The organism is Lacrimispora sp. YZC11 (assembly GCF_057543815.1).
Window position 1 is genome coordinate 443530 of sequence record NZ_BAAJYQ010000006.1, and the last position, 15616, is coordinate 459145.

Annotated in this window: 13 protein-coding genes; 3 read left to right on the forward strand and 10 right to left on the reverse strand. The window is 43.7% G+C overall.

Features of this window, described 5'->3' with window-relative positions:
- Nucleotides 1–251 precede the first annotated feature (251 nt).
- Nucleotides 252–908 carry an MATE family efflux transporter gene (locus tag AC27IJ_RS08345; protein ID WP_487148357.1) on the forward strand — a complete coding sequence of 219 codons (657 nt, stop codon included), beginning with the start codon at nucleotides 252–254 and terminating at the stop codon, nucleotides 906–908.
- Nucleotides 909–987: 79 nt separating this feature from the next.
- Here AC27IJ_RS08345 and AC27IJ_RS08350 read toward each other — a convergent pair whose 3' ends face one another.
- The 4 genes from AC27IJ_RS08350 to hypB all read right to left on the reverse strand — a co-directional run bounded on the left by AC27IJ_RS08350 (nucleotide 988) and on the right by hypB (nucleotide 5965).
- Nucleotides 988–2040, reverse strand: a complete 1053-nt coding sequence (locus tag AC27IJ_RS08350; RefSeq protein WP_331655654.1) for a DUF5692 family protein — start codon at nucleotides 2038–2040, stop codon at nucleotides 988–990.
- Between the two features lie 132 nt (nucleotides 2041–2172).
- Complete coding sequence (locus AC27IJ_RS08355; RefSeq protein WP_054789404.1) at nucleotides 2173–2514, reverse strand: hydrogenase maturation nickel metallochaperone HypA; 342 nt, start codon at nucleotides 2512–2514, stop codon at nucleotides 2173–2175.
- Nucleotides 2515–2534: 20 nt separating this feature from the next.
- Entirely contained in the window at nucleotides 2535–5225 is a 2691-nt protein-coding gene (locus tag AC27IJ_RS08360; RefSeq protein WP_487148360.1) for an FAD-dependent oxidoreductase, read from the reverse strand.
- Nucleotides 5226–5296: 71 nt separating this feature from the next.
- On the reverse strand, nucleotides 5297–5965 hold the full coding sequence (gene hypB / locus AC27IJ_RS08365) for a hydrogenase nickel incorporation protein HypB (RefSeq protein WP_025232235.1): 669 nt from the start codon (nucleotides 5963–5965) through the stop codon (nucleotides 5297–5299).
- A 315-nt stretch (nucleotides 5966–6280) separates the two neighbouring features.
- On the opposite strand from hypB, the gene AC27IJ_RS08370 reads away from it, so the two are divergent.
- Together AC27IJ_RS08370 and AC27IJ_RS08375 are read left to right on the forward strand one after the other, a co-directional pair.
- A complete protein-coding gene (locus AC27IJ_RS08370) occupies nucleotides 6281–6982 on the forward strand; it encodes a FadR/GntR family transcriptional regulator (RefSeq protein ID WP_312442392.1) in 702 nt (233 codons plus the stop codon).
- 371 nt (nucleotides 6983–7353) lie between these two features.
- Nucleotides 7354–8235 (forward strand): polysaccharide deacetylase family protein, encoded by an 882-nt coding sequence (locus AC27IJ_RS08375; RefSeq protein ID WP_312442391.1) that lies wholly within the window; start codon nucleotides 7354–7356, stop codon nucleotides 8233–8235.
- A 149-nt stretch (nucleotides 8236–8384) separates the two neighbouring features.
- On the opposite strand, the gene AC27IJ_RS08380 is transcribed toward AC27IJ_RS08375, so the two are convergent.
- The 6 genes from AC27IJ_RS08380 to AC27IJ_RS08405 form a co-directional block, all read right to left on the reverse strand.
- Nucleotides 8385–10343, reverse strand: a complete 1959-nt coding sequence (locus tag AC27IJ_RS08380; RefSeq protein ID WP_487148363.1) for an FAD-binding protein — start codon at nucleotides 10341–10343, stop codon at nucleotides 8385–8387.
- A gap of 88 nt (nucleotides 10344–10431) precedes the next feature.
- Nucleotides 10432–11199 (reverse strand): 3-ketoacyl-ACP reductase, encoded by a 768-nt coding sequence (locus AC27IJ_RS08385; protein WP_312442389.1) that lies wholly within the window; start codon nucleotides 11197–11199, stop codon nucleotides 10432–10434.
- A gap of 83 nt (nucleotides 11200–11282) precedes the next feature.
- Nucleotides 11283–12311 carry a zinc-dependent alcohol dehydrogenase gene (locus AC27IJ_RS08390; protein ID WP_487148365.1) on the reverse strand — a complete coding sequence of 343 codons (1029 nt, stop codon included), beginning with the start codon at nucleotides 12309–12311 and terminating at the stop codon, nucleotides 11283–11285.
- A 14-nt stretch (nucleotides 12312–12325) separates the two neighbouring features.
- Nucleotides 12326–13696 carry an oxidoreductase gene (locus AC27IJ_RS08395; RefSeq protein WP_487148367.1) on the reverse strand — a complete coding sequence of 457 codons (1371 nt, stop codon included), beginning with the start codon at nucleotides 13694–13696 and terminating at the stop codon, nucleotides 12326–12328.
- 21 nt (nucleotides 13697–13717) lie between these two features.
- The gene (locus tag AC27IJ_RS08400; RefSeq protein ID WP_312442386.1) at nucleotides 13718–14557 is read right to left on the reverse strand and encodes a sugar phosphate isomerase/epimerase family protein; all 840 of its coding nucleotides are present in this window, start codon (nucleotides 14555–14557) and stop codon (nucleotides 13718–13720) included.
- 11 nt (nucleotides 14558–14568) lie between these two features.
- On the reverse strand, nucleotides 14569–15582 hold the full coding sequence (locus AC27IJ_RS08405) for a LacI family DNA-binding transcriptional regulator (protein ID WP_312442385.1): 1014 nt from the start codon (nucleotides 15580–15582) through the stop codon (nucleotides 14569–14571).
- Nucleotides 15583–15616: the final 34 nt, after the last annotated feature.

The window sequence follows — 15616 nt, forward strand, 5'->3', positions numbered from 1 at the left end:
GGTAGGAACAGCTATTCTAAAGTGGATCACGATGCCACATTTATTCGTATGAAAGAAGACGCCATGCTAAACGGATAGCCCAAGCCTGGATATAATGTACTAATTTTACAGAAAACAGATATATCGTAGGTAGAGAAAGTTAGGGGAACTGACAGAAAACGTAGTGACAGATGCTTGATATGGAAGCAGGAGCATTATGAGTATATGGGAGAAAAGAATATTGGAAGTTATGTAAAATATGATGAATTTCATTGGGAAAAGAAAAAGAAGAACTGGGAAATTATCTTATAGAAAACCTGCCTTATAACAAGAAAACCTACAGCTTTATCTGCCGGAACGGGAAAAGACTGTTACATGCAGGGTCTACGCTGGCCGGCTTCTCTACCGCTATGCGGATTGAAGCGATCTGTATTGTGTCTTTGGCCGGGATTGGAAATGCAGTATCCTCCTATACAGCGCAAAACATTGGTGCTCATAAGCAAGATCGCGTGGTTGAAGGCTACCATGAGGCACATAAGATGATACTTGTTTATGCACTGCTGATTTGTCTGGTGCTGGAAACTCTGCATCGTCCGATTATCGCTCTCTTTCTCGGTGCGGGAGGAACGGCTGTCGCCGTATCCGCCGGACAAGATTATCTGATGTTTATGGGCTGGTTCTTCTACCTGATTGGTTTCAAAATGGCAGTGGATGGTTTGCTGCGCGGAGCCGGGGATATGAAGATGTTTACGATTGCAAATTTAGCAAACCTTTTTATCCGTGTATTACTCGCTGTCACGCTTGCTCCCCGTTTTGGAATTGCAATGATATGGTATGCTGCTCCAATTGGCTGGTCAATAAACTGGATTATTTCTTTTGTACAGTATCGTACAGAGAAATGGAAACATGTTAACATTTGTATATTATAAGGTAATAGTCCGACTTTTTGTAAATAGAAAAAGGCTGCTGTAAATTTAGATTTCACAACAGCCCTTCCATACATTAAATTTACTCCGCCAAAGTCTTAATTTCCAGATACTTCTTATGATCCGTATATAATTCTCCGGTATACGGATTTCTCTTTGTCTTATACATTCTGTGAATCATATAGGCAAATACTCCGATATTTGCAAGAAGAGCCAGCAAACTCATGACAAATAAAAAAGTAGTATCCGGTGATACACCTGCCACCGATTGGATTCCTGTTCCGGTCAATACCGTATACCCATCAGGGGAAAGCATTCCTTCCCGTATAGCTGCTTCTGCAATAGCCTTACTGGATCGGGAATGCACCAGAAAACTGCTGGCATCCTGAAATACCGGAAACGTCTGGGCAAACATACACCACAGTGCAAGAGTCTGGGCACGATGCTGCAGCCATGCCCCCTTACCCACTGTAAATGCACAAATTGTCGGGGCCAGTAAAAGTGCTAATCCGCAATACCAGGCATGAGTCGGAAGGCAGTTATAGGTATAAGCAAAATTCCATAAATCATAGGCGATAATCCAGAACCACATCATATCAGGCCAAAGCATATCCTGGCTTTTATCCTTACTGGTCTTCTTTCGAATACAGATTCCAAACCAGCCAGTAATGGTCACAATATTTAAAAGACCTGCAATCCCGTTCATGACATTCCATGAACCGCCGATATAGTACTGAACCTGATTGTTCATATACTCCATAACCGGTGTCACATACTGGCTTACTTCAAAATCACGGAAACAGGCTTCCAGGATATTGATAGCCAGAATTAACGGTGGGAAACATAGCGCAATTTTATTATGCTGCAGCTTTTTGATATGACGGATACACCAAAAACCAATACACCCCGCCGTAGAAGAGTAAACCTTTGCAAGATGAAACCAGTCCATATAAGACGTATCCTTTAACGTCGTCACCCATAAAACTGTTAAAACAACCGGAAGCACAACAAAGCAGCCAAACCCCACCCATTTAAAGCGACGGCTCAATTCATTTGCAGCAAACAACGATAAAAACACCCCAAGCCATACCAGTAAAACCAATATTGTCGGAACACTTTCTGAAAACACAAACATACCCATTCCTCCTTGTTTAATACGCTTCTATTTCTTTAATATTAAATTCATGAGAACGTTCTGGCATTCACCTTTTCTTTTAAATGACGATTTCTTCTTCCACAGCCTCCGCCAATTCATCGTTAGAATCCTTTAGTTACACACGATTTCCTTAATTATCATGTCGTCGCCTTCCAGGATTTCCATATCCATACTGCCGCAGCCAGGGCAATTTAAATCACTGTAAACGGCATTAAATACCCTGCCGCAGCCTTTACATTTAACAATACCGGGAATGACGATAAGTTCCAGTTCTGTTTTTTCCATAAAAGTCTTATAGGAGGCAGCAGGCCAGCTTTGCTCTAAGTATCTGGGCACGATACCGGAAAGCTCGCCAACTTCGATGACAAGCTTGCGGACCTCTGTTATATTCTGCTCCTTTACGATACGCTCAATAGTGTGGACCATAGAGTTTAATACACCAAGCTCATGCATTGTTGCCTCTCCTTTTCTTGTTAGCTTCTTCTGCCAACGCTTTCTTTGAGGGTGGTTGCAGCAATCTTTCCGGTACGAACAATGGCGTTGGCGGCAATCTTGACAGGAAGCTTTTCATAGGTATTGGGAACCGTGTTATAGGTGCGCTCTAAATGAATTGCATCAAATTTGCATTTGGTAGTACACATGCCGCAGCCAATACACATATAACTGTCGATTTCTACCGCACCGCAGCCAAGGCAGCGTTCCGTTTCTTTCTTTAACTGTTCCTCGGTGAAGGTCATACGTTCATCATAGAAGCTGCCCTTTTTCTCAGGAGAATGGCCTGGTCTCTGGCGGGGAGTCTTATCAAAATCCTGTAATCCGATAGCAACGTTATTTTTATCAAAAGCATGGTATTCCCGGCGGTCACGGCCAAATACAAGAGACTGTCCCGGCTGTACATAACGGTGAATAGAGATTGCACCTTCTTTTCCGGCTGCAATGGCATGGATCGCAAATTGGGGTCCGGTAAAGCAGTCACCGCCAACAAAAACGTCCGGTTCCGAAGTCTGTAAGGTCAGGCTGTCAGCTTTGGCAGTACCGCCGCGTCCAAGCTCAACCTTACTTTCTGAGAGAAGTCCGCCCCACTCAATGGTCTGGCCAATGGAAAGCAGTACGGTATCAGCTTCCACAGTAATGGTATCATTTTCATCGTACTTTGGAGCGAAATGCTGGCCTTCATCGAATACACTGATGCAGCGCTTAAATTCTACACCGGTCACCTTTCCATCTTCTGTCAGGATGCGCTTAGGGCCCCAGCCATTATGAAAGGAAACTTTATCTTCCTCTGCCTCTGCAATCTCATCCGGTAATGCCGGCATTTCACTGGGACTTTCCAGACAGTAAAGATTAACAGCAGCAGCCCCCTGTCTTACCCCTGTACGGGCTACATCAATTGCTACATTTCCGCCGCCGATCACAACTACATTACCGGAAAGCTCTGCCTTTCTTCCAAGGTTTACATCACGAAGGAAATCAACGCCGGAGATAACACCTTTAGCGTCTTCCCCTTCAATGCCAAGGCTTCTGCCACCCTGTGCGCCTATTGCCAGATAGAAGGCTTCATAACCTTCTTTCCGAAGTCCATTAAGAGTAATATCTTTTCCGACTTCAATTCCGGTTTTAAAGGTAACACCCATTTCACGCAGAACGTCTATTTCAGCATTAAGAACCTCTTTTTCCAGGCGGAAGGAGGGAATACCAAGGGTAAGCATACCGCCAAGTTTTTCTTCCTTTTCAAATACTGTTACCTGATAACCATCAATTGCCAGGTAATATGCACATGAAAGACCGGAAGGACCGGAGCCGACCACTGCGATTTTATTTCCAAGGTGATAACGCATAGGCGGGATATAGCGGATAGAACTATCCAGCTCTTTATCCGCAATAAATTTTTTGATTTCGTCGATGGAAACCGGTTCATCAATATCTCCGCGGGTGCATTCGCTTTCACAGCCATGAGGACAGATACGTCCGCAGACAGCAGGGAAGGGATTTTCTTTCTTTATCAGCTCTAATGCTTCATGGTAGCGGCCGGAAGCAGCAAGCTTTATGTAACCCTGTACGGAAATATGTGCAGGACAGGCAGTTTTACAAGGAGATGTACCTTCTTCTGTAACATCTTTACGGTTCTCGCGGTAATCCACATTCCAGTTGCTTTCTTTCCAGACATGGTCACGTGCGGTAGGTTCTGACTTTATGGCAACAGGTGTTTTGGAACAGAGTTTCTGGCCAAGTTTTAAAGCATTAACCGGACAATTTTCCACACACTGTCCGCAGGCTACACAGTTTTCCTTTTTTACCTTGGCAGTGAAGTTGGAACGTATGGAATCTGGAGTATTAAAAAGTGTTGCAAGACGCAAGGAGAAGCAGGAGCAGCCACAGCAGTTGCAGATTGCCGCTGATTCACCGAGTCCGTCGGTATGGGGCATTTCATGCATCAGGCCGTTATTCTCTGCAAATTTAATAATTTCTTTTGCTTCTTCCCGTGAAATCTGGCGGCCTCTGCCTGTTCTTATGTAATATTCGGCACCTTCACCCATCTGGATACAGATGTCTTTTTCCAGATGGCCGCAGCCCTCATCCAGTACACGGCGTGACTGGCGGCAGGAGCAGTCAGATACCGTGAACGTATCATATTTATCCAGGTAATAAGAGAGATGTTCCCAGGGTTTTGTACCGGGGATATCCTTGATGGCCTCTTCGACTGGAATGACACGCATCATTGCCATGCCTTGAGGGAATTTTGCTGCCATAGGCGCAAGTCGCAGTCTGGTATATTCTTCGAAGGCTTTGCCGATTTCAGGATGTTCGTTAAGCTGTTCACGGTTATTTACCATCATTTCTAACATACCGGGGGCAAAGATATTCACAAAAAACCGCTCTTTATGATCTTCCTTATCCTTCCATACTTTGGCGACTCCTGTGTAGGCCAACTGCTCTAGGAGCGCCTTTGTCTCTTTTTTACTCTTTCCGGAGCGCTTGGCAACATACTCGAAGGTTCGGGGTTTACGCAGCCCGATAATCATAGCAATATCAGCCATGTCATCTGTTACGACACAGTTTAGAGCGTAGTATTCGGGAGAATTTTCATCGATTTTGTTCATGGCTCCGGCTATACCGCCTACCATCTTCGCCAGTCTTACAATTTTAGGTCTTAATTCACTCATAATTTCCTTTCCCGCGCTTGTCTTGCGCATTTGAAGTTTATGAATACCTTTTTATGATAGTTATGCTTTTATTATTCACACCAGGATTTTACTGCATTGCTTAACCAGTCGGTCCATTCCTTTATACCTTCATCTTTTAAGGCACTGATGGGTATGATCACAGCGTTGGGATTACGAAGTCTAATATTAGCTTTGCATTTTTCCATATCAAAATTAAAATACGGCATTACATCCATCTTGTTAATCAGTATCACATCGCAAATAGAAAACATCAGCGGATATTTAAGAGGTTTATCATCTCCTTCCGGGACGGAGAGGATCATCGCATTTTTTACTGCACCGGTGTCAAATTCTGCAGGACAGACCAGGTTGCCTACATTTTCTAATATTACAAGGTCAAGTCCTTCTGTATCAAGTCCCTCTAATCCCTGGCGGGTCATTTCCGCATCCAGATGGCACATACCACCGGTATGCAGCTGGATAGCCTTTGCACCAGTTTGCTGAATGGTACGGGCATCCACGTCAGAATCAATATCCGCTTCCATAACACCAATGTTAAAGTCGTTCTTTAGGGCATTAATCGTACGTGTCAGAGTCGTGGTCTTCCCGGCTCCGGGACTGGACATCAGATTAAGAAGAAAAACCTTCTTTTCCTTTAATTCTTCACGAAGCTTTCCGGCTTGTATGTTGTTGTCAGCAAAGACACTTGTTTTTATCTCAAGAACTTTAAAATCTTCCATGTGTCGCGCTCCTTTCTTTACATTCTCTTTTCTGTCATCTGCTGGACGAAAAATCACTTTTTGGCATTTTCCTTTTCTTCAAAGGTCTTTCAACCGTCAAGATACAAGAATATTTTTCATAAGTGTTCTGGTTCAGCCAGATGAATCGTTTAGTTTATTTTTTAACAATATTATTATAGAATATTCTATGAAAACTAGCAATAATGTAAAAAATAATTGTCATTATTACTTATTTATTTGTTGAATTTTTGTAAGAATGTATGATAAAATAGTATTGATTTCTGGTATGACCAGAGCCAGAACAAGGGGGGAAATATGGAATTTCAGAAACTTAGCGCTTTGAGCTTAAAAGAAATGTTTATTTGTCAGATTCGTGACATGATTTTATCAGGGCATATCCCTGTTGGAAGTAAATTACCTCCTGAAAGGGAGATTGCGAGACAGATGCAGGTTAGCCGTGCAGTGGTTAACAGTGGGTTTGCAGAACTTGAAAAACAAGGCTTTTTGGAAGTGCATCCAAGGCAGGGGGTATTTGTAGCGGATTACGGCAGGAACGGAAATATCAATACCTTAAATGCCATTATGGAATATCACGGAGATACACTTGGGCAAGCAGAGATTTACTCAATACTTGAAGTACGCCGGGCATTGGAACATCTGGCAACGGATTCGATTATAAAGAATTCATCGAATGAGGATATTCTTGGATTGGAAGGATTATTAGAGGAAGTTGCAGATGCAACTTCGATTGAAGAAACGGTCTCAGCCACCTTTTCTTTTCATCACAGACTTTCCGTTATCAGTGGAAACAGTATTATACCTTTAATTTACATATCTTTTAAACCTGTTGTAACACAGCTTTGGAAGCGTTTTTGTCTGCGTTATGGGAAAGAGGCACTGTACGATAGCGTACTTTGTTTATATAAATGCCTCAAAGAGCGTGATGCAGAGGCGGCTAGAAGGTGTACCGATAAACAACTGGATGAGGCCTTGGAAGGTGGGCATCAGATATTTTAATTAGCACATTCTCATCTCTGAAAACATGCCTTTCAATATCTGCCCTTGATTCACCAAATGTCCTGTCCCTATAAGTTTAAATTTAAGCCGCAAGCATTCATGCCTGTGGCTTATTGTCTAAGTGAAGATAGCGGAATTCGGACCTATGACCTCTTGAATGCCATTTAAGCACTCTCCCGAGATTATTTATATAAGCTTGAGATTGTCTGTTTAACACTCCTACTAATCTCTCAATATTCATTTTTCTATACTCACCTCTTTTATTAATTGAATGGTTCAACTATAAATTTAGCGCACGATAAGTATAATAAATATGTATTAATTCACATTTTCGTCATACAATTGTTATAACAACATATAAGGGCATAATTATGGATCGAATAAAAAAATATAGAAGTATTCTAATAAATATAATACTGATCATAACTTTCAGCTTATTATCTATTTCCATAGTTAAAAGTCTATATAAAATCCATGTGGTCTCTTCCGTACAACCTGCTGATGGAATTTTAGTTCCGATCATAATGTATCATCAAGTAAAAAATAGTGGTTTTGGCAATGATGTCATTAGTCCCAAGGAATTTGAAAGTGATTTAAAGTATTTAAAAGAAAATCATTACAATACTTTAACAATGACGCAATTAATAGATTATGTTCATGATAAAAAGGAATTACCCCAGAATCCAGTCATTCTATCTTTTGATGACGGATATCTTAGTACCTATTTAAATGTTTATCCTCTACTAAAAGAATATGATATGAAAATAGTTTTATCTATAATTGGAAAAAGCGTCGATGATTTTTCGAAAGTATGTGATGAAAATATTGATTATTCTCACGTAACATGGGATGAGGTAAAAGAAATGCAGCAATCTGGACTGGTTGAAATACAAAGCCATTCCTATAATTTACATAAAATTACGAAAGAACGTTATGGATGCAGTCAAATGGCTAATGAATCATTGGAGCACTATGAAGAATTTTTATCGAATGATATAAATACGCTGCAGGAAAAAATTATGTCTGTGACAGGAAGTAGTCCAAATACGTTTATCTATCCATATGGTAAATATAACGACAAATTAGAAACCATCATTAAAAAACTAGGTTTTAAAGCGACCATAACTTGTAAATTTGGGGTAAATGTGATAAATAATGATCCCGATACTTTATACAGTCTAAAGAGAATACGTCGAGCCCATAATCAGAGTATTCAAAAAATGTTAAAAGAAGGAATGGACACTGTGAAATGATCACCGGGATGCCAGACTTAAGTTATTGCTTAAAACTGCTTACGATTTCGTGCCCAGTTGAAAAACCCCGTACAACCATCATTATCAGAGCATTTTCCTTCCAATAATGGTTGTACAGGGCTAAGCACCTGAAATATAGTAAAATATTACTAATAAATATTTTGATTTTCTCTGAACTGCCTCCACACATTCTCAAAGAAGTTATCATCTTCAGGAATCGTTCTCACCTTTCTCCATTCAAATTCAGCCTTCCCATTTCTATAAGAAACTTCCTGTATCAAATCTGCACTGCTGCCGTCATCAAGGCAGAATGTAAATTCTTCCGGCAGCCTTGGATCTGGCTTTTGTCCGCTAAGATCCGTGTAAAGAGCGCTGCCTCTGCTCCTTCCTTGATGGTCAACATAATCTTTCATAGCAGAGAGATACACAAACTGGCTGATAAGCATATCTCTAAGCCGAAAGGCGCGCCAGAGTTCCTTCCCGTTTTCCACCCAGGCGAAATCACCCAAATGCGAAAGTTCCTCTTGAACCTCCTTTATGGCCAGTTCAATCTTTTCGGGATTCCGTATGGCCGCTCCGAACCGGCTCATGCGGACGGTTGCACGGTTCCAAAGCTCTCTCACTGCGATTCGCCCTTCTTTCTCACCCGTAACCTGCGATACCATCTTTTCCGCATCATATACCGCTTTTCCGGCAATTTCTTCAAAACTTTCGCCCGAATTATCAGGCTCTCCCTGTCTCCTGGCTGCTATGTACTGCGCAGCTCTTGCTGAGCCGACCTGGCCGGAATTCAAAGCGCTTCCGCCCGGGCGATAGACACCATGGCTTCCGCAGACCTCGCCGGCTGCAAACAGTCCCTCCACATCCGTATGCCACCATGCATCAGCCGCCAAACCACCATTATTGTGCTGAGCACACACTGCAATCTCAAGAGGCTTTGTCCTTAAATCTACTCCTCTTCCAAGATAAAATTCCACCGCCGGCATATTCATATGGCTTAATCTCTCTATCGGTGTCCCATAACAAGCGCCCGCCCGGCTTAAATATTCAAAGGCCTCCTGATCCAGATTTTCAAAGTTCACCGGTTCTCTGCCGGGATTCTCGCGAAAATCAAGAAATATCCGTCTGCCTCTGCTCCTTTCAATATATACCAGAATATCAATGATCGAACTTCCTCCTGAAAGCTTTCTTACGTCAAAAGGCCATTGATATCCTTTAAAAAAAATACTGCTGAGCATAGCATCCCGGTTTTCAAAGAAATCTGTTAAAAACTCACGCTCATAATTTCCATTTTCATCCGTAGAAAAGAAACGGGGAAGCGCCTGCATATAGGTTCCCGATACGTTCCACCGCGGATGGATGGACGCTATCCCATACTGCCATTCTGTCAGATTTTTCCCTTTCGCCCCCGCCTCAAATGCCAGACCGCTGGATCCATAATGTCCGGCCGGATACACGCTGTCCGCATACATCCCGGCCGGCCCGCCGGTGGCAAACACAATATTTTTACAGGAAAAAAGTACAAAACGTCTTTCTTCATCATCCGGGCAGCTCAAATCCAGACAAAGCAGTCCATACACTCTTTCTCCGTCGGAAAGAATCTTAATTACCTGCATCCTGTCAAAAATCTTAATATTCTTTTCCCTGACTGCCTGTTCTAAGCACTCTGTCATCTGTTTTGAAGTGTATGGACCTACACTTGTGGCACGGCACCTGGGATCGTGGTCCGTCTTGTAACCAACGAATTCCCCCCACCTGTTCTGGGGGAAGTTCACGCCGAGGTTAACAAGCTTAAGAAAACATCTTGCAGATAATGCCGCTTCACACAAGGCAATGTCGCCGTCCATACACTGGCCGCTAAACAGAGTATCTGCCATATCTCCCACGCTGTCAGGATCATTTCCGCAAAGCGTCAGCTTATAATAGGTCTGTTTATCAGAACCGGTGTTGCGGGAGGTTCCCGCTCCCACATGATCGGTCACAATCGCAATATCTTTCTGGCCTAAAGCCCACAGCTGATCTGCCGCATTGAATCCGGCTGCTCCGGTTCCCACGATAACCGTGTTCATCTGATACAACTGTACTTTTTTAAACATCTGTAGTTTCATCTGGTCCGCCTTTCTTTACAGAATTAATGGGGCTGCTGCCGATTTCACATTCTGCAGCAGCCCCATTCACATGGTTTTATCTGGCTTATTATAACCTCTGGATATGAAAGCCTCCATCTACATCAATATAATTTCCGGTTGTATAGAGGAATTTATCACTGCAGAAAACGCTGACCGCATTGGCCACGTCCTCCGGCATCCCCCACCTGGTAATCGGGAATGCGCCCCGCTCAATAAGGGTGTCATACTTTCCCTGCACCGTACTGGTCATATCCGTAGCAATAACTCCCGGGCGGATCTCATGGACAAAAATGCTTTCTCCTGCAAGACGGTCCGCATAAAGGGTGGTCAGCATAGATATGCCTGCTTTAGAAACGCAGTACTCTCCGCGGTTTGTACTGGATACAACGGCAGAGCAGGATGAAATATTGATGATGGTTCCCCGCTTTTTCCCCTCTACGGGCTGTTTCAGCATCTGGTTTGCAACTGCCTGTGTCAGAAACATATTTCCTTTTGTATTGATACCTACAACACGATCAAAGCTTTCTTCTGACATCTCCAGCAAATCCGCCCTTACATTTGGGGCAACACCTGCATTATTGACAAGTACGTGGACAGCACCGTATCTCTCCACCGTTTTTCTGACAAGATTCTCTCTGTCTTTGGAATCTTCAAGATTTCCCTGAACATATGTATATTCAATCCCGTCAGCTTTAAGCCTGTTCATATTTTCCTGATTTTTATCTTCGGCAGAAGTAGCCATGATGACCACATTGTAGCCGTCAAGGCCCAACTGATAAGCAATGGCAAATCCAATGCCGCGGCTTCCTCCTGTTACAATCGCTGTTTTTTTCACTTTCTCTTTCACCTTTCATCTGTTCGCCCCGCTTTATCGGGCGTAAAGGTATGCCCGCAGGGTGTTTCTCTTAAATCGTGTCTCTAAGGATGTAAGAGGACCTTAATACTGCCCGATTTCCTATCAAGGCAAGTTTCAAGAGCTTTCTGAATATCATCAAGAGGAAAATGATGGGTGATCAGAAGTTCAAGGTCTAATTCTCTGGCAACTTTAAGTGCAATCGGAAAATCCCAGCAGTATCCCTGAGCACCCTGGATTTTAATTTCATGGGTGACAAATCTGCTTGCAGGAATATTGATCTGCGGATTCTCAAAGATTCCAATAACAGTGGCCAGGCCATTTTTCTTTAATGTCATCATCGCCTGTAAAAATGATGCTTCCAGGCCAACACATTCAAAACTCTTATCAACGCCCTTTCCATTTGTAATTCGGCGTATCTCATCTTCCAGATTTATTTTTCCCGAATTAACCGTTATGGTGGCGCCAAGCTTTTTCGCTGCTGCAAGCCTTTCATCAGAAAAATCTGCAATAATGACTTCAGCAGCTCCGCTCTTTTTGCATATGGACGCAATCAACATTCCTATCGCGCCTGCTCCGATAACAAGAACTGTCTCTCCAAGGCGGATATCTGCGCGGCGTACCGCATGGGTTGCCACACTCAAGGGTTCAATCAGGGCACCTGTATCATAAGTCAGGTATTCAGGAAGTTTATACACATACGGCTCATTGATCAGAATATAGTCTGCCATGGCTCCGTCGCCATTTCTGTATGTAAACGATATATTCTCACAATATCCGTAATCTCCACGACAACAGGCATCGCATGTTCCGCAGACAATACAAGGTTCCACCGTTACCCGGTCTCCCACAGACACATTGGTAACGTCTTCTCCAACCTCAACCACATCTCCCGAAAATTCATGCCCAATGGTCACCGGAAGGGGGGCCGAAGGATGTTTCCCTTTAAAAATGTGGATATCACTGCCGCAAATGGCACTTGATTTAATCTTAATCAGAACCTGGTCCTTTTTCGGAGACTGAATATCCCTTTTCCCGATGATTGCTTTCATGGGCTCGGTTACTTTCCCAATTCTGCTGGTTTTTACACTCACTTTTAAGTCCTCCTTCATTGGAAACTTTTCTCACGCATGGAAGCTTCCTCTCTGTACTCCTTATAAAAGCCCGCGTAGATTTCGCTGTCTTTGATGACGCAGCCGGTTCTTCCATGGTCTCTCATAATCTGAGTGCATTTTGAACAGGTGACGCAGCACTGCTTCGGATCCATTTCTCCTTTCAGCAGAATATCGCGGGGGGCATCCGGATATGCAAAGCCAGAACGTCCCATACCCACAAATTTACAGCTTCCGTCAGCCAGGTTCGCTGCACCCGCATAAGGAAGGAACTGCCGCAGCCAGGTATAACCATTTCCCACAACAGGCACATCACCTGCTGCTTTCTGAATCTGCCGTGTAAACTCAAACAGCCGGTCCATGCTTTCAAGGGGATGTTCATCCGGAGTGGGGACTCCCATGCTGGATAAGTCGAAAGGCCTTGTTACCTGAGGATAAATATAATAGGGATTTCCCGCAGAATTGCTTAAAAGGTCAACGCCCTCTTCCACCAGCATCCGTACAAGAGCCATGGGCTCTGTGGGATCAAACTTCCACATGTCTTCCCGATCGCAGCCGAAGCCATAGGGATAAGGATGAGCGTCAAATACATTGAAACGGCAGGCTATAATAAAGTCATCGCCCACAGCTTCCCGGACGGCACGGATTGTCTGGCGAAGAAACCGGCTCCTGTTTTCAAAGCTTCCGCCGTATTTTCCCTCTCTTGTGTGGCTGGCAATCAACTCACTCAAAAGATACCGGTGGCAATTCTTTATATCCACACCGTCAAAACCTGCTTCCTTCGCCAAAACCGCACTTTTCACATAATGAGCCGTTAAATTGTCCAGATATTCATCGGTCACGACAGGTGCTTCTGCCGCAAGCCCGACTCTCGGATCCAGAATAGGGTCATGCTGGGGAACAATAGGCGCTCCCTTATGACCTTCCGGTCTGGAATAGCGGCCGGAGTGTGTTAACTGTAAAATATTCAGTGGTTTTTTACCATTGCGGGCAACTGCCGACTGATTGCACCGTTCAACAACAGCCTTAAACTGCGGCATATTCTCCTTGGTCAGCATCATCTGGAGCGGATTGGCCCGTCCTTCCGCGACAACCGCGCAAGCCTCCCACCAAAGTAATCCCGCTCCGCCTTCTGCAAACCTCTTATATCTTCTTTCAACAAGCTCAGAAGGAGAACCATCGGGATTTGAATCGCAGCCTTCCATTGGAAGGATTGCAATTGCATTGGGTGCAATCCGTTTTCCTACCTTTACCTCGGCACGAAGCGGAGATAAATCTTCGCTGAATTTTATATTTACACCAAGAGAATTTACTTTTTCTACAACCTCATTCAATGTCTTATAATTAAACTTTTCATGTGACGCCATTCTTCAGTCATCTCCTTATTTTTAATGCCAGTCATGCTGCTTCATATAGAGGATTCCAGATTCGGCAATCTCATCCGCGCTCTTATGGGGCTGAACCCACCCGGCGTCAAAGCCGCCGGGCGCAAAAGTCTCCATTGTGATATGCCCTTTATAATCGTATCTTTGCATCAACCCCCATAAGTCCTTCCACGGAAAGAATCCCTGACCCGGAACTCCTCTGTTATTTGAGCAGGCATGAAAATGATACATTTTTTCTTCCTTCAGCACGGCTTCAAACGCATCCGTGATGCTGTCTTCCTCAATTCCGGCGTGATATGTATCAAAATGTACCCCTACGTTTTCCTCTCCAATATCGGAAACAAGCTTTAACGCCTGAGCCGCTGTATTGACAACGCTGGTCCGATACCGGTTTAAAGGTTCAAGAGCAAGCCGCACACCGCATTCTTTTGCTATGGCAGAAACTTTACGGATACCAGTTACTGCAAGCTCCCACTCTCTTTTTTCATCATCCTCAGAAAGCTGGTGTTTCTTTCCTCCCCCCGTATAAAGAGGGCCGGCAAATACTGTTGCGGAAACTGCTTCCGCCGATTTCAAACATTCCGTCATATATTTTATTGTGTTCTGCCGGATCGTCTCATCAAAATTGGAAAGATCACGCCCAGCTCCAAGTGCGGCGCAAAGGCTCACTTCCATATCCAGGGAACGGATTTCATCCATAAGTTTCTTCGGAATCTCAGGAACAGTCATGGGAAGTTCCACTGCCGTAAATCCCATCTTAAATGCTTTTTCAGGCAATCCTACACATTCAAGTCCCAGTTCATTCACCCAATTCCAAAGATTAATTCCCCAGTGGTTGCTCATATATATATCTCCTATCTTGTTGAAGCCCGTATAATTAAATCTGTCTCCAACAGCTCTTTTAACGGCTGGGGAAGCGCTCCCTTCTCATCTTTATATTGGATTTGATGGATCAGATTATTGGTCGCCCTTACACCTATATCATAAAATGGCTGTGCCACAGTGGAAAGTGGCGGCTCCACCATCCCTGAAAGGGTTACATTATCAAAGCTGAGTACAGAGACGTCTTCCGGAATGCGGATCCCCATCTCATGAAGGGCATGAAGAATAACAAATGCCTTCGGGTCGCTGGTTGCAAATATCACATCCGGCCTGTTTTCCGAGTTCATCAAAGCCTGTGTCATGCTGTAGAAGCTGCTGCTTCCTGTCGCCTCCCTCATAACCAGGTTTTCATTATAAGGGATGTTATGATCTTCAAGCGCCGCCCGGTAGCCCCGATAACGCTCATTATACAAATAAAGGTTCTCCCGCCCCAGGGCCAAAGCGATTTTTTTATATCCGGAACCAATTAAGTACCGGACTGCATTATAGGACGCTTTAAAGTTGTCTATGGCAACAATATCTATTTTTCCCTCGTCCCTGGCATAAAAGCGGTTTATAAGCACAAGGGGGAATCCTTCTGTGCGGAGGTTTCTTATATGGATAGAGTTTGGAAGCATGGAGCCTACAATAAACCCATCCACAAGACGTGATTTCATAGTGGAAATATAGTCTTTTTCAACACCGCTATTCTCGTCGGTATTGCATAGAATTACTGTGTAATTTTTTTGTCTTGCCGCATCTTCGACCCCCCGTGTAATCATGGGAAAAATAAGGTTCTGGATATCCGGAAGCATAAGGACTATGGTATTGGTCCTTCCCATTTTCAGACCTTTCGCCATGACGTTGGGGCTGTAGCCTGTTTTCTGGATGGCCTCCATGACACGCATCCTAGTGTCATCACTTACATAACTTTTTCCACTTAAAACTCTCGATACGGTTGTAGCTGAAACACCTGCCAATTCTGCAACCACTTTAATATTTGTCATTCCAATCACCTCAATATGTGAATTCCATAATATG

Coding starts and splice junctions, on each gene's coding strand:
- AC27IJ_RS08350 (WP_331655654.1), bottom strand. CDS start 2,040: ATGTTTGTGTTTTCAGAAAGTGTTCCGACAATATTGGTTTTACTGGTA.
- AC27IJ_RS08355 (WP_054789404.1), bottom strand. CDS start 2,514: ATGCATGAGCTTGGTGTATTAAACTCTATGGTCCACACTATTGAGCGT.
- AC27IJ_RS08360 (WP_487148360.1), bottom strand. CDS start 5,225: ATGAGTGAATTAAGACCTAAAATTGTAAGACTGGCGAAGATGGTAGGC.
- hypB (WP_025232235.1), bottom strand. CDS start 5,965: ATGGAAGATTTTAAAGTTCTTGAGATAAAAACAAGTGTCTTTGCTGAC.
- AC27IJ_RS08370 (WP_312442392.1), top strand. CDS start 6,281: ATGGAATTTCAGAAACTTAGCGCTTTGAGCTTAAAAGAAATGTTTATT.
- AC27IJ_RS08375 (WP_312442391.1), top strand. CDS start 7,354: ATGGATCGAATAAAAAAATATAGAAGTATTCTAATAAATATAATACTG.
- AC27IJ_RS08380 (WP_487148363.1), bottom strand. CDS start 10,343: ATGAAACTACAGATGTTTAAAAAAGTACAGTTGTATCAGATGAACACG.
- AC27IJ_RS08395 (WP_487148367.1), bottom strand. CDS start 13,696: ATGGCGTCACATGAAAAGTTTAATTATAAGACATTGAATGAGGTTGTA.
- AC27IJ_RS08400 (WP_312442386.1), bottom strand. CDS start 14,557: ATGAGCAACCACTGGGGAATTAATCTTTGGAATTGGGTGAATGAACTG.
- AC27IJ_RS08405 (WP_312442385.1), bottom strand. CDS start 15,582: ATGACAAATATTAAAGTGGTTGCAGAATTGGCAGGTGTTTCAGCTACA.